The organism is Stutzerimonas stutzeri KOS6, assembly GCF_000307775.2.
In the GTDB taxonomy this organism is placed as follows: Bacteria; Pseudomonadota; Gammaproteobacteria; order Pseudomonadales; family Pseudomonadaceae; genus Stutzerimonas; species Stutzerimonas stutzeri_B.
The window spans coordinates 719,431-732,977 of record NZ_KK020676.1; the positions used below are offsets into that span (position 1 = coordinate 719,431).

Annotated in this window: 14 protein-coding genes; 8 read left to right on the forward strand and 6 right to left on the reverse strand. The window is 66.0% G+C overall.

The features are described 5' to 3' along the window. Positions 1 to 4: 4 nt before the first annotated feature. A complete protein-coding gene (locus B597_RS31645) occupies positions 5 to 409 on the reverse strand; it encodes a hypothetical protein (RefSeq protein WP_003297168.1) in 405 nt (134 codons plus the stop codon). Positions 410 to 583: 174 nt separating this feature from the next. Here B597_RS31645 and B597_RS31650 point away from each other — a divergent pair, with 174 nt between their 5' ends. Beyond that, the gene (locus B597_RS31650) at positions 584 to 1,573 is read left to right on the forward strand and encodes a hydrolase (RefSeq protein WP_003297167.1); all 990 of its coding nucleotides are present in this window, start codon (positions 584 to 586) and stop codon (positions 1,571 to 1,573) included. Here the strand turns inward: B597_RS31650 and B597_RS31655 are convergent. Continuing rightward, positions 1,570 to 2,253 (reverse strand): TetR/AcrR family transcriptional regulator, encoded by a 684-nt coding sequence (locus tag B597_RS31655; RefSeq protein WP_003297166.1) that lies wholly within the window; start codon positions 2,251 to 2,253, stop codon positions 1,570 to 1,572. The two genes, B597_RS31650 and B597_RS31655, sit on opposite strands and share 4 nt — an antisense overlap. A 130-nt stretch (positions 2,254 to 2,383) precedes the next feature. Here B597_RS31655 and B597_RS31660 point away from each other — a divergent pair, with 130 nt between their 5' ends. The 6 genes from B597_RS31660 to ggt all read left to right on the forward strand — a co-directional run bounded on the left by B597_RS31660 (position 2,384) and on the right by ggt (position 8,626). Continuing rightward, complete coding sequence (locus B597_RS31660; RefSeq protein ID WP_003297164.1) at positions 2,384 to 3,793, forward strand: coniferyl aldehyde dehydrogenase; 1,410 nt, start codon at positions 2,384 to 2,386, stop codon at positions 3,791 to 3,793. A gap of 15 nt (positions 3,794 to 3,808) precedes the next feature. After that, complete coding sequence (locus B597_RS31665) at positions 3,809 to 4,339, forward strand: hypothetical protein (RefSeq protein WP_003297162.1); 531 nt, start codon at positions 3,809 to 3,811, stop codon at positions 4,337 to 4,339. A gap of 14 nt (positions 4,340 to 4,353) precedes the next feature. Further along, positions 4,354 to 5,949, forward strand: a complete 1,596-nt coding sequence (locus B597_RS31670) for a GMC family oxidoreductase (protein WP_003297160.1) — start codon at positions 4,354 to 4,356, stop codon at positions 5,947 to 5,949. A 104-nt stretch (positions 5,950 to 6,053) separates the two neighbouring features. Then, positions 6,054 to 6,536, forward strand: a complete 483-nt coding sequence (gene coaD, locus B597_RS31675) for a pantetheine-phosphate adenylyltransferase (protein ID WP_003297158.1) — start codon at positions 6,054 to 6,056, stop codon at positions 6,534 to 6,536. A 105-nt stretch (positions 6,537 to 6,641) separates the two neighbouring features. Further along, positions 6,642 to 6,893: a YfhL family 4Fe-4S dicluster ferredoxin gene (locus B597_RS31680; protein WP_003297157.1), complete on the forward strand. Its 252-nt coding sequence runs from the start codon at positions 6,642 to 6,644 to the stop codon at positions 6,891 to 6,893. Next, positions 6,893 to 8,626: a gamma-glutamyltransferase gene (ggt, locus tag B597_RS31685; protein ID WP_003297155.1), complete on the forward strand. Its 1,734-nt coding sequence runs from the start codon at positions 6,893 to 6,895 to the stop codon at positions 8,624 to 8,626. The genes B597_RS31680 and ggt overlap by 1 nt, the downstream gene beginning before the upstream one ends. Here ggt and B597_RS31690 read toward each other — a convergent pair. The 4 genes from B597_RS31690 to B597_RS31705 form a co-directional block, all read right to left on the reverse strand. Further along, positions 8,610 to 10,397 carry a Na/Pi cotransporter family protein gene (locus B597_RS31690; protein ID WP_051519747.1) on the reverse strand — a complete coding sequence of 596 codons (1,788 nt, stop codon included), beginning with the start codon at positions 10,395 to 10,397 and terminating at the stop codon, positions 8,610 to 8,612. The genes ggt and B597_RS31690 overlap by 17 nt on opposite strands. Before the next feature lie 149 nt (positions 10,398 to 10,546). Continuing rightward, complete coding sequence (locus tag B597_RS31695) at positions 10,547 to 10,888, reverse strand: hypothetical protein (RefSeq protein ID WP_003297153.1); 342 nt, start codon at positions 10,886 to 10,888, stop codon at positions 10,547 to 10,549. A gap of 113 nt (positions 10,889 to 11,001) precedes the next feature. Continuing rightward, a complete protein-coding gene (gene mutM / locus B597_RS31700) occupies positions 11,002 to 11,814 on the reverse strand; it encodes a bifunctional DNA-formamidopyrimidine glycosylase/DNA-(apurinic or apyrimidinic site) lyase (protein ID WP_003297152.1) in 813 nt (270 codons plus the stop codon). A gap of 53 nt (positions 11,815 to 11,867) precedes the next feature. Continuing rightward, complete coding sequence (locus tag B597_RS31705) at positions 11,868 to 12,731, reverse strand: HDOD domain-containing protein (protein WP_003297150.1); 864 nt, start codon at positions 12,729 to 12,731, stop codon at positions 11,868 to 11,870. Positions 12,732 to 12,865: 134 nt separating this feature from the next. Here B597_RS31705 and B597_RS31710 point away from each other — a divergent pair, with 134 nt between their 5' ends. Continuing rightward, entirely contained in the window at positions 12,866 to 13,405 is a 540-nt protein-coding gene (locus tag B597_RS31710; protein WP_003297149.1) for a type 1 glutamine amidotransferase domain-containing protein, read from the forward strand. Positions 13,406 to 13,547: the final 142 nt, after the last annotated feature.

Consider the following 13,547-nt stretch of genomic DNA (forward strand, 5'->3'; position numbering starts at 1 on the left):
GGTTTCAGTAGAAATCGACGGGCTGGCCATTGCGGTCGAATGCCAGGAAGCGACCGACGCTGCCGCTCTCGATGGCGCTGACCATCATCTTCAGTGGTTGCTCGGCCTCGTCGGAATTCGGGGTGATGCCGCCCTGCCCGGGCAGGGCGGCGGCAAACAGCAGGTCCCAGGCCACGCCGGTACGCCCGGACTCCTCGCGCAGGGCGGCGAAGTCGCGCAGCTCCTCGGGCAGCTTGTCGACGCAGAGCACCGGCTTGAGCGAACCACCAGCGTTTTCCTCGAAACGCTGGCGCTCGGCCTCGGTGGCATCGTCCGGCAGTTCGGCACTGACGAAGACGAACAGCAGTCGCTGGGGTTCACGCTCCTGGCGCGCGGCGCTCAGCAACTGATCGAAGGGGGTAAGGGACATGGGCTGGGTTCCGGATGGGTATATCGACGCCCACTGTTCACTGCTCGAGCCGCGCTGACCATATCTCCAAAGACGTATGCCGCCCGATGATGTAAACATTCAACGCCTGCATCGTGCTTTTCTTCCCGCTGCCGAGGCTCTAACGTCAGGCCAAACAGAGGAATCCGAGCGATCGTGTCCGACGCATTCCAACCGGCCTGGTGGCTGCCTGGCCCGCATCTGCAAACATTGTGGAACCCCTTCTTTCGCAAGGCGCCGCGCCTCGACCGCCAGCGCGAGCGACTATGGCTGAGCGATGGCGATTTCATCGATCTGGACTGGCACGGCCCGCACGACGCAGCGGCGCCGCTGGTACTGGTGCTGCATGGGCTCACCGGCTCGTCCAGCTCGCTCTACGTGCTTGGCCTGCAGCAACGGCTGACGGCTCAGGGCTGGGCCAGCGTGGCGATCAACTGGCGTGGCTGCTCGGGCGAGCCGAACCTGTTGCCACGCGCCTATCACTCCGGCGCCAGCGACGACCTGGCCGAGGTCGTCGCCCATCTGCAGGCCTGCCGTCCACAGGCAGCGCTGTATGCGGTGGGCTACTCGCTGGGTGGCAATGTATTGCTCAAGTACCTGGGTGAAAGCGCAGCCGACTGTCCCCTGCGCAAGGCGGTGGCGGTTTCCGTGCCGTTCCGTCTGGATCAGTGCGCCGACCGCATCGGCCTGGGTTTCTCCCGCATCTATCAGGCGCACTTCATGAAGGCGATGGTCGCCTACGTGAAGGACAAGCAGCAGCGCTTCCAGCATGAAGGACTGGTCGAGCACCTCGGCGCCCTGCAGCGACTGGGCCCGCTGCAGGGCATGCGCACCTTCTGGGATTTCGACGGCCGCTTCACCGCGCCGCTGCACGGCTACAGCGACGCGCAGGATTACTATCGGCGCGCCTCCAGCCGCTACTTCCTGCCCGCGATCGAGATTCCGACCCTGCTGATCCAGGCGGCCGACGATCCCTTCGTGTTCCGCCACAGCGTGCCGGAACCCGCCGAACTGTCCGCGACCACGACACTGGAACTGCATGCCCGTGGTGGCCACGTCGGCTTCATCGAAGGCACCCCGGCCCGGCCACGCTACTACCTGGAACGGCGGATTCCGCAGTGGCTGGCGCAGGGTCCGGACGCTTAGGCGTTACCGGTGCCTGGCGCTCGTGGCAGCTGGTCCAGCGCGACGTAGTAGCGTTGCTGCAATGCATTCACCGCATCGCGAGCATCGGGCGCGACGAAGGCGCTTTCCAGCGCCAGCACCTGATAGATGCCGCGGCGAAAATAGGCCTGGCCCAACGGACCGGAGCTGGCGCCGAGCGTGCCGAGAAAGCGCACCCACGAGGTCAGCACGATCCAGGCATTGAGCGCCAACGCCTCGGCCTGGGCCTGGTCCATCAGCAGGATGCCGGCATCGATGAAACCCTGGTAGATGGCCCGGGCATGCAGCAGACAACAGCTGGCAAACGCCTGGTAGCGCTGCGCGAGTTCCTGATTGGCAGCCAGCAGCCCTTCCAGGTCACGATGCAGAAACCGGTAATCCCAGATTGCACCGAGCAACGCTTCGAGGTAGGCCGCCTTGTCCTGCATCTGCATCGGCCGTTCCCGCGGCAGTCGCAGGAACTGGTCCACTCGCGCCTCGTAGTGCACGAACAGCTCGGCCACGATCGCCGGCTTGTTGGGGAAGTGGTAGTAGAGATTGCCCGGCGAGATGCCCAGATGCGCGGCGATATGGTTGGTCGTCACGTTGCGTTCGCCCTGGGCATTGAACAGTTCCAGGCTGGCTTCGAGGATGCGGTCACGGGTTTTGGCGCGCAATACCATGGGTCATGGGGTCTCGACGGCGAAACGAAGGGGGCAACGGTACACGCAGAAAGCATTGCCAGCACGCCCCGTTGACACTTTAGAGCAATTACTCTAGAAGTCTTTCAGCCGCATCGCCATCGGAGCCTCCATGCTTTACACCTCGCAAGCGCTCATCGCCCCGGAGGTCGTTTTCGCACGCCAGCGCCGCGCTTTCCTCGCCGCCCCGATGCCGTCGGAGGAAGATCGCCTGCGTTGGCTGGATGCCCTGCGCGATGTGCTTGCCAGCAACCAGCCGGCGCTGATCGAGGCGATCGCTGCGGATTTCGGCCAGCGCTCGGCAGACGAGACACTACTGGCCGAAATCATGCCCAGCCTGCACGGCATCCGTTATGCCTGCCGCCGTCTGCGCCGCTGGATGAAGCCGTCGCGGCGCCAGGTCGGCCTGGCCTTCCAGCCGGCCAGCGCACGGGTGATCTATCAGCCGCTGGGCGTGGTCGGCATCATCGTGCCGTGGAACTATCCGCTCTATCTGGCCATCGGTCCGCTGGTCGACGCACTGGCCGCCGGCAACCGGGTGATGCTGAAGATGAGCGAGTCGACGCCGGCCACCGGTCAACTGCTCAAGGCGCTGCTGGCGCAGATCTTCCCCGAGGACCAGGTGGCGGTGGTGCTTGGCGGCGTCGAGGTGGGCCGGGCCTTTGCGCGGCTACCGTTCGATCACCTGCTGTTCACCGGCGCCACGAGCGTCGGCCGAGACGTGATGCACGCGGCCGCCGAGAACCTGACCCCGGTCACCCTCGAACTCGGTGGCAAGTCGCCGGCCATCGTCTCGGCCAGCGTTCCACTGGAAGAAGCCGCCGAGCGCATCGCTTTCGGCAAGAGCATGAATGCCGGGCAGACCTGCGTCGCGCCCGACTACGTGCTGGTACCGCGCGACCGCATCGAGGGTTTCGTCGCCGCTTACCGTGAGGTGGTGCAACGCTTCTATCCGCGCCTGACGGACAATCCCGACTACACCGCGATCATCAATACGCGCCAACAGGCTCGACTGCAGGGCTACCTCGACGATGCCCAGGCCAGGGGCGCGCGGATCGTGCCGCTGTTCGCCGAAGAGCAGCAGCGGCGCATGCCGCATTGCCTGCTGCTGGAGGTGAATGACCAGATGCGGGTGATGCACGAGGAGATCTTCGGCCCGCTGCTGCCCATCGTGCCGTACGGCGAACTGGACGAGGCGCTGGCCTACGTCAACGCCCGCCCAAGACCGCTGGCGCTGTATTACTTCGGCCATGTCCGCAGCGAACAGCAGCGCGTGCTGGAGATGACGCACTCCGGCGGGGTCTGCCTGAACGACACCCTGCTGCACGTCGCCCAGGACGATCTTCCGTTCGGCGGCATCGGCCCCTCCGGCATGGGGCACTACCACGGCCACGAGGGCTTCCTCACCTTCAGCAAGGCCAAGGCCGTGTTCATCAAGCAGCGTTTCAATGCCGCCCGGCTGATTTACCCACCTTACGGCAAGTGGTGGCAGAAGCTGATCTACGCTCTGTTCATCCGCTGATGCGCAGCTGAAGCAATGCACGATCTGTCCCTGAATCGCCGCGGCCTGCTCCAGGTCGGACTGCTCGGCGGCGCGATCCTGGCCACCGGCAGCTTGCTCAGCCGGGCAATCGGAGCCGCCAGCGACAGCCCGGCCGGCGGCTTCGTCATGCTGCGCGACAGTGACCTGCCAATGCTGCAGCGCCTGACGCCGCTGCTGCTGGCAGGCTCGGTGCCGCCCGGCGATATGACGCGAGCCGTGCAGGACACGCTCGCCAACCTCGATCTGGGCCTGCAGCACCTGTCGCCGGCGCTGGCAAGCCAGGTGCGCCAGCTGTTCGACGTGCTCAGCCAGCCACTGACCCGCGGCCCGCTGACGGGTATCTGGCGCGGCTGGGAGGCCGCATCCGATGACCAGTTGCGGGCTTTTCTGCTGCGCTGGCAGAACAGCTCGCTCGCCCTGCTGCGCCAGGGCCACGCCTCGCTGCTGCAGATGGTCCTCATGGCCTGGTACGCCAGCCCCGCCTCGTGGTCGCATTGCGGCTATCCCGGGCCGCCGACAATCTGACCAAGGAGGCCTGCGTGCCCGTTGCCGATCTCTTCGTCGAAGGCCTCGCTCGTGGCTGGATCACCCACGATGGCTCGCGGCTGGCCCACGACCTGACCCTGGAAGCCGACATTGCCATCGTCGGCAGCGGCGCAGGCGGTGCCACCAGCGCCGAGGTCCTCAGCGCCGCGGGTTACAAGGTCCTGCTGATCGAGGAAGGGCCGCTGCGCACCAGCCGCGACTTTGACATGCAGGAGGCCCGCGCCTACCGCTCGCTCTATCAGGAAGCCGTCGGGCGCATGAGCAAGGACGGCGCCATCACCATCCTGCAGGGCCGCGCGGTCGGCGGCACCACGCTGGTGAACTGGACCTCGAGCTTCCGCACGCCGCCGCCGACGCTGCAGCACTGGGCTCGCGAGCACGGTGTCAGCGGCCTTTCGGTCGAGGCGATGGCACCCTGGTTCGAACAGATTGAAAGGCGCCTGGGGATCAGCCCCTGGGCCGTGCCACCGAACCCCAACAACGACGTATTGCAGCGCGGCTGCGAACGCCTCGGTTACCAATGGGCGGTGATACCCCGCAACGTGCGCGACTGCTGGAACCTCGGCTACTGCGGCATGGGCTGCCCGACCAACGCCAAGCAGTCGATGCTGGTCACCAGCATTCCGGCGATGCTGGAGAAAGGCGGCGAGCTGCTCTACCTCGCCCGCGCCGAACGCCTGCAGCTGCGCGGCGAGCGGGTCGTCGGTCTCGACTGCGTGGGCATGGACGAACGTTGCGTGGCAGCGACCGGGCAGCGCATCCGGGTCATCGCCAGGCACTACATCCTCGCTGGCGGCGGTATCAACACGCCGGCGTTGCTGTTGCGTTCGAAAGCCCCGGACCCGCATCAGCGCGTCGGCAAGCGCACCTTCCTGCACCTGACCAACTTCTCCGCGGCCCGCTTCGACGAGCGCATCGATGCCTTCAGCGGCGCGCCGCAGTCGATCCATTCCGACCACTTCCAGTGGCGCGACGGGGTTGCCGGGCCAGCGGGCTACAAGCTCGAAGTACCGCCCATTCACCCGGCCCTTGCCGCCACGCTGCTCGGCGGCTTCGGCCCCGACAACGCACAGCGCATGGCCGGGTTGCCGCATACCCATGCGATGATCGCCCTGCAGCGCGACGGCTTTCATCCGGACAGCGCCGAGGGCACCGTCGAGTTGCGCGACGACGGCAGCCCGGTGCTCGACTACCGCATGACCGACTACGCCTGGAACGGTATCCGCCGCGCCTTCCACAGCATGGCCGAGATCCAGTTCGCCGCTGGCGCCCGCGCGGTGCTGCCGCTGCATGCCGACGCCGGGTACGCGCGCACGCCGCGTGCCGCCCGGCAACTGATCGAGCGCCTCGACCTCGCGCTGTACCGCACCCGACTCGGCAGCGCCCACGTGATGGGGGGCTGCGCCATGGGCGAAGACCCGCGCCAAGCGGTGACCGACAGCCTCGGGCGACACCATCAGCTGGACAACCTGTCGGTACACGACGGCTCGCTGTTTCCTACCAGCATCGGCGCCAACCCGCAGCTGTCGATCTACGCCCTGTGCGCGAAACTTGCCACAGGCCTGGCTGATCGCTTGCAAAAGGCCTGAATTGCCTGCGATTCACGACAGATCGCCGCATGGCCATTCAGGCTTTACGCTGTCGACACCGAGCCGCTACCATCCACCCCCCACGCATGCGTCAGGACGCCGCGATGAATCGAGTGTTGTATCCGGGAACCTTCGACCCTATCACCATGGGCCATGCCGATCTGGTGGAACGCGCCTCGCGCCTGTTCGACGAGGTCATCATCGCCGTGGCGGCCAACCCCAAGAAGAACCCGCTGTTCCCGCTGGAGCAACGCGTGGCGCTGGCCTGCGAGGTCACCAAACACCTGCCGAATGTGAAGGTCATGGGCTTTTCCACCCTGCTCGCCCACTTCGTCAAGGAGCAGCAGGCCAATATCCTGCTGCGCGGCCTGCGCGCGGTGTCCGATTTCGAATACGAATTCCAGCTGGCCAACATGAACCGCCAATTGGCGCCCGACGTGGAAAGCCTGTTCCTCACGCCATCGGAGAAGTATTCCTACATTTCCTCGACGCTGGTGCGGGAAATCGCCTCGCTCAAGGGCGACGTATCGAAATTCGTCCACCCGGCCGTGATGCAGGCGCTCAAGGAGCGTTTCGGCCAGAGCTGACGTTGCCCGCCGCGACGCGTCGAGTGCATGCCGGCGGCCGATGCGGCACAATTGGCCGTCGTAATTAGCTGTGCCGTGGTTCTAGCCGCGGCAGGAGTTCGCTGGATGTCCCTGAAAATCACCGATGACTGCATCAACTGCGATGTCTGCGAGCCGGAGTGCCCGAACAGCGCCATTTCCCAGGGCGAGGAAATCTACGTCATCGATCCCAACCTGTGCACCGAATGCGTCGGCCACTACGACGAGCCGCAGTGCCAGCAAGTCTGCCCGGTGGACTGCATTCCGCTCGACGAGAGCAACGTCGAAAGCAAGGACGAACTGATGCAGAAGTACCTGATCATCACCGGCAAGGCGTGATGATCCCGCGGCGACAGCCCCGTCGGACGACCCTGTTCAGGGGGTTCCAGGGTTGCCTCGCCGCCCTTCTGCTACTGGCCTGCTCCGTCCAGGCCAGCCCGCTGGCCAACGGCGCCGTTGCCACCGCCCATCCCCTGGCCAGTGAAGTCGGCCGACAGATTCTCGAAGCCGGCGGCAATGCCTTCGATGCCGGCGTCGCGATAAGCGCTGCGCTGGCGGTGGTCGAGCCATACGGTTCGGGCCTCGGCGGCGGCGGTTTCTTCCTGCTGCGCGAGGCGGGCGACCCGGCGCGCCACGTATTCCTCGATGCCCGCGAGCGAGCGCCACGTGCCGCCACGCCGGATCTCTATCTGCGCGATGGCGAGGTTCGGCGCGAACTCTCGCTGGACGGTCCGCTTGCCGCGGCGATTCCGGGTACGCCGGCAGCGCTGGTCGAGCTCGCGGAAAAACGCGGGCGCCTGCCGCTGAAGACCACCCTGGCACCGGCGATCAGCCTGGCCCGAGAAGGCTTCGCAGTGGATGCCGTCTATCGCCAGCGTGCCGGCTGGCGCCTCGCCGCGCTGCGTGACGATGCCGAAAGCGCGCGGCTCTTTCTCGCTGGCGGCGAGCTGCCGGCCGAGGGGCATCTGCTGCGCCAGCCGGAACTTGCCGAGACCCTGGAGCGCCTGGCCGGCCAGGGCCGTGATGGTTTCTACCGCGGCGAGCTGGCGCAGCAGCTGGTCCAGGGCGTGCGCGCCGCTGGCGGTATCTGGTCACTGCAAGATCTGGCCGACTACCGCATCGTGGAGCGCGAGCCACTACGCTTCGCCCTTGCCGACGGCCGCGAGCTGATCGGCGCGCCGCCACCCTCGGCCGGCGGCATGATCCTCGCACAGAGCCTGGGCATTCTCGAGCGCCTGGCGTGGTCGGCAGCCGGGCCGCTGCAGCGCAGTCATCTGGTGGTCGAGGCGCTGCGTCGTGCCTACCGCGACCGCGGGTTGCTGGGCGACCCGGATTTCGTCGCGTCACCGCTGCCACAACTGCTCTCAGACCAGTACCTCGACCAGTTGGCCGCCTCCATCGATCCCGCGCAGGCCACACCCAGCAGCGCACTGCCGCCAGCGCCACGCTGGCGCGAGGGCGAGCACACCACGCATTTCGCAGTGATCGATGCCGAAGGCAATGCGGTGGCGGCCACGCTGTCGCTGAACATGATGTTCGGTGCCGCCTTTACCGTGCCCGGCACCGGCGTGCTGCTCAACGACGAGATGGACGACTTCGCCGCCGACATCGATGGCAGCAACGCCTATGGCCTGAAAGGCAGCAGCGCCAACGCCATCGCCGGCGGCAAGCGGCCGTTGTCGAGCATGAGCCCGACCTTCATCGAAAGCACCGAGGAGTTCACCGCCTTCGGCACGCCCGGCGGCAGCCGCATCCCGAGCATGGTGCTGCTCTCGGTGCTGTCCTATCTGGATGGCGAACCGGTGCCGGCCTGGCCGGCCGTACCGCGCTACCACCACCAGTACCTGCCCGACGTGCTGCAATACGAGGCCGATGCCTTCAGTCCGGCGCAGCTCGACGCCCTGCGCTCCCGCGGCCATCAGCCCAGGCTGATCGAGCGCGACTACGGCAACCAGCAGGTGCTGTACTGGCACAAGCCGAGCGGCGTGGTCGAAGCGGCCAGCGATCCGCGCGGCATCGGCCGGGCGCTGAAGGTACCTGCTGTGCGGACGCCGCTCACAGCGCCACAATGATCGGACCGTCGTCCTCGGCCAGCTGGCGCAGCTGACGGGTCAGCTCATGGCCCTCGCCGATCAGCAGCGCATTGCGCAGGCTCTGGATGATGCGGCTGGCATAGCCCAGGTCGTTCATCAGCGAACTGCTCTGGCGACCGTCCAGGGTGTGGTTGCGGATCGACTCGAACAGCCGGCTGCGGAACTCGGCATCGAACCGCGCGGCGCGTTCGTCGAGCCAGTTCAAGCGTTCACGCCAGCGCTCGTCGGGCAACTCCGAATGGTTGAGCGCACGAATCTCGCGCAACGACTCCAGCAGGTGCCGGCGCAACTCGACGTAGGCCTGGCGCGCGGCGGATTCGTCGGTGCGCAGGTAGTGGCCGAGATTCTTCTGCAGGTGCTTGGCGTCCTTGACCGCATCCACCAGTTGCAGCGCCGCGACCTGGCAATTCAGCCAGAAGGCCTGGTGGCTTTCGTCCAGCGGCAACTCCAGGCGACCCATGAACGTCAGCAGGTCGGAATACACCCCCTTGATGTGGCGCTGGTACAGCTGCTCGGCATCCAGCGCCCGGGCTTCCGGCCGGGCATGCAGCACCGCCTCGTCGATCTGGCCTTGCTGGCGCAACAGCCCGACGGGCAGGTAAATCGCATGACAGATGACTTCCAGGCTCAGGCGCGCCAGATGCTGCAGCTCCTGCGCTACCGCGCTGGCCGCCGCGTCCGCCGAATCCAGTGCGCGATCACTGAGGTAACGCGCGTGGGCCGGCTCCTCCGGTCGCGCCGGTGCCAGCTCGGTGATCAGCACCGCCGGCTCGACTCGCTCCGGCAACACGCGCAACAGCAGGTTCGCCAGCTGTGTCTGCCAGGGCCAGAACAGCAGCACGCCCATGCCGTTGAACAGGCTATGGAACAGCGCCAGCTGAATCAGCCGGTTGTCACCCAGGCCCAGCGGCGTCACCAGCCACTGCACCAGCCAGGTCAGCGGCACCAGCAGCACGAGTGCCACGACGGCCGTGGTGACGTTGAACAGCACATGTGCCAAGGCCAGGCGCTGGCCGTTGCGATTGCCACCGAGCGAGCCGACGAAGGCCGTGGTGACACTCGTTCCCACGTTCGCCCCGATGGCGGTGGCCAGCGCCTGGCCCAGATCCAGCTGGCCGGCGGCCAACGCCGTCAGCGTCAGCATCAGCGTGGCATGGCTGGACTGCAGCACCACCGTGGCGAGCAGGCCGATAGCCACGAACAGCAACTGACCGCCCAGCCCGCCGGCGTGGTAGTGCGACAGGTCGAGGCCGCCGAAGCTGGAAAAGCCGCTCTTGATCTGGTCGATACCAAGGAAGATGAAAGCGATGCCGAGCACGATCCGCCCGGCCGCCTTGCCCTTGTCACCGGTGAAGCTGGCCAGCACACCGAATACCAGCAACGGCAAGGCCAAGGGACTCAGGCTGACATTCTGCCCGGCCAGTGCCAGCAGCCAGATACCCGTCGTGGAACCCAGGTTGGCGCCGAAGAGGATGGCGATGCCACCGGCGAGCTTGATCAGTCCGGTGCTGATGAAGGCGATGGTGAGCAGCGACACCAACGTGCTCGACTGCAGCAACATGGTGCCGCTGATGCCGAACATCAGGCCCTTGAGCGGCGTCGCCGTACTGCGCGCCAGCAGCTGTTCGAGCTTGCTGCCGGCAACTTCGCGCAGCCCCTCTTCGAGGCATTGCATACCGAACAGGAACAGCGCCAGTCCGGCGCAGAGCTCGAGCCAGCCATCACTGGCCCAGAACGTCCAGGACAGCATCAGCACGCCGGCAAAGGGCAGGAATATCTTGAGAAAACGCTTGTTCAAGGAGGGGCTTCGCGGCTCGGCCTGGGGAGGGCGAAGCCTACTGCAGCAGCACCGCGACCGGAAGGCTCAGCCCTCGCGAGTCGCGGCGTGGATGATGTCGGTCAACGCCGGGCATCATAGCCGCTGGTGGTACAGCCCAGGCAGCGGACGAAGGCGGCCTTGCCCGGCTCGACCACCAGCGCCTCGCCGGCCTCGCCAACGTTGCCGCCAAGAGCGGTGAACGGCAGGCTGACGACGAATACGCCAGCGCCGATGGCGGTGGCGGCGATCAGCAGCGGACGGGCGATGATCAGATCCCCCACCATGGAGTAGGCCTTGGGCGCTTCGACGGTGTACATCGGATCGCCGCTGGCGTTCTGCGGAACCGATTCCGCCTGCGCCGGAATCGCCAGCAGGCCGGTGGTCAGTGCCAAGACAACAGCGGTAGAGCGGAACAGATTCATGGTGTGGTCCTTCAGCTGGGCGAAACGCGGCGTTTTTGGTTGTGCGGGCACTATAGCAGCGGCCGCTACCCGGCGGGCGTGAACGCCGTCAACGCCCGCGCAGTCAAAGCCGCTCAGCGCTGGCAGCGGCCGCAGTAGACGCTGGCGCGCTGGCCGAGGCGAATCTCGCGCAGCGTTGTGCCGCAGGTCTTGCAGAATTCGCCGCCGCGCCCGTAGACGAACAGCTCCTGCTGGAAATAACCCGGCTTGCCATCGCCGCCGACGAAGTCACGCAGTGTCGTACCACCCCGCTCGATGGCCATGGCCAGAATGCGGCGGATTTCCTCGCCCAGCTTCAGGTAGCGCGCCCGCGAAATATTGCCGGCCGGTCGCCGCGGATCGATACCGGCGGCGAACAGCGCCTCGCTGGCGTAGATGTTGCCGACCCCCACCACCACCGCGTTATCCATGATGAACGGCTTGACCGCCATGCTGCGACCGCGGGACAGCCGATACAGCCGATCGCCATCGAACTCATCGGCCAACGGTTCCGGGCCGAGACTGGCCAGCAGCACGTGGCTGAGGGGGTCCTCGCTCCAGAGCATCGCGCCGAAGCGCCGCGGGTCGGTGTAGCGCAGTGCCTGACCGGACTCCAGCAGGATATCGACGTGCTCGTGCTTGCCGGCCGGGAGCGCCGCATCGACCAGCCGCAGGCTGCCGGACATGCCCAGATGGATGATCAGCGTACCCGCCTCGGCGCGCACCAGCAGGTACTTGGCGCGGCGTTCGACGGCCTCTATGCGCTGCCCGGACAGGCGCACGTCGAGGTCCTCCGGAATCGGCCAGCGCAGGCGCCGGTCACGCACCAGCACACGGCTGACGCGCAGGCCGACGAGATGCGGCGCAATGCCGCGGCGGGTGGTTTCGACTTCGGGAAGTTCGGGCATGGGTGTTTCCGATATTGGCCTCAGGCGACCATAACAGGCTGCTGTCGCTTCGGTCAGCCGATACCGAGCTCGCGAATGCTGTCACGCATGCATTCGAAGTCGTATTCCGACAGCCCGACGTGTTCGAGCACGAGCTGCGCCACGACGGCCCATTCATGGTCTTCCGGCTGGTCGCCGAGCAGGCGGTGGCAGGCGCAGATATGTTCGGCCATCTTGAGGATCGCCAGCAATGTCTTGGCCTGTCCGTCGCCGAGTTCGTCGCTGAACAAGGCAAGGGCGTTGTGATGGTTGGCGATCACGTCGCACAGATGCAGCGGCAGTTTCCAGGAGCGCGCGACGAAGAGTCCGACCACGGCATGGTTGGTATTCAGGACGCGGTTCTCGATATCGGTGACGCGGGTTCCGGCGCAGGTGCTGGCGTAGGCTTCCTCGAGTACCGCCATGTAGCCGGGAAAACGCTTGAGCATCAGCGGAATCCCGCAGTTGTGAAACAGCCCGAGGGTGTAGGCCTCGTCCGGCGATGGATAGCCGATGCGCTTGGCCACCGTCAGACAGGCCATGGCGACGTCCTGCGCGGTATCCCAGAAGCGGTTGAGCGTGACGATCGCCGCATCGGTCAGCTCGCCACGGATCGACTGGGCGTTGATCAGGTTGATCACCGAATTGCTGCCCAGCAGATTGACCGCCTGCTGGATCGACGCGATGCGATTGGCCAGGCCGAAGAACGCCGAGTTCACCGTCTTGAGCAGGGCACCGGACAGGCCGGGATCCTGGCTGATCAAGCGCGCAATCGCCTTCAGATCCGGGTACGGCATGACCTGCTCCATCTGCAGGTCGACCATGATCTGCGGTTGAGGCGGCACGCTGATGCCTTGCAGCACTCGGCGAATCTGTTCGGCGGAAAGTTCAACGGCCATAAACGTGCGCTCAGGCAAAAAGGCGGAAAAGGCAAAAGGCCATACAGCAAAAACCGAACTTTGGCCGAGATGTGGGTCCCATTTCAAGTGACTCGCATCCCGCGAGGCTTGATAACGCAGACGGAGGCAAGCCCATGGCTCAACCCCTCGATGGCAAACGCGTGGCAATCCTGGTGACCGACGGCTTCGAGCAGGTCGAACTGACCGGGCCCAAGGAGGCGCTGGAGAAAGCCGGTGCGACCGCCGAGATCATCTCCGCCAAGAACGGCGAAGTGACCGGTTGGAACCACACCACTCCTGCCAGCAAATTCCATGTCGACAAAACCTTCGACAGCATCCGCATGGATGACTACGACGCCGTGCTGCTGCCCGGCGGCGTGGTCAATTCCGACACCATCCGCACCGACGAAATGGCCCAGGAGCTGGTGCGTGATGCCGCGCGGGCAAACAAGACCATTGCCGTGATCTGCCACGGCGGCTGGCTGCTGGCCTCGGCCGATCTGGTCAAGGGCAAGCGCATGACCAGCTGGCCCTCGCTCACCGACGACCTGAAGAATGCCGGTGCCGAGTGGGTCGATGAGCAGGTGGTGGTCGATGGCCATCTGATCAGCAGCCGCAAGCCCGATGATATTCCGGCGTTCAGCCAGGCCCTGATCGACGCCTTGTCGAGCTGAGCCAGCGTCAAGCGGCAGGCATGGTGAGAGATTTCCGGCGCCGCGGCGCGCAGGGCCTGCCGCTCGTGTCGACCGTAGGGTGGATGTCGCTTGTTACATCCACCGTGCCCCGCTGCTCGGGTCGGCGCCCTTGTCCGACCCC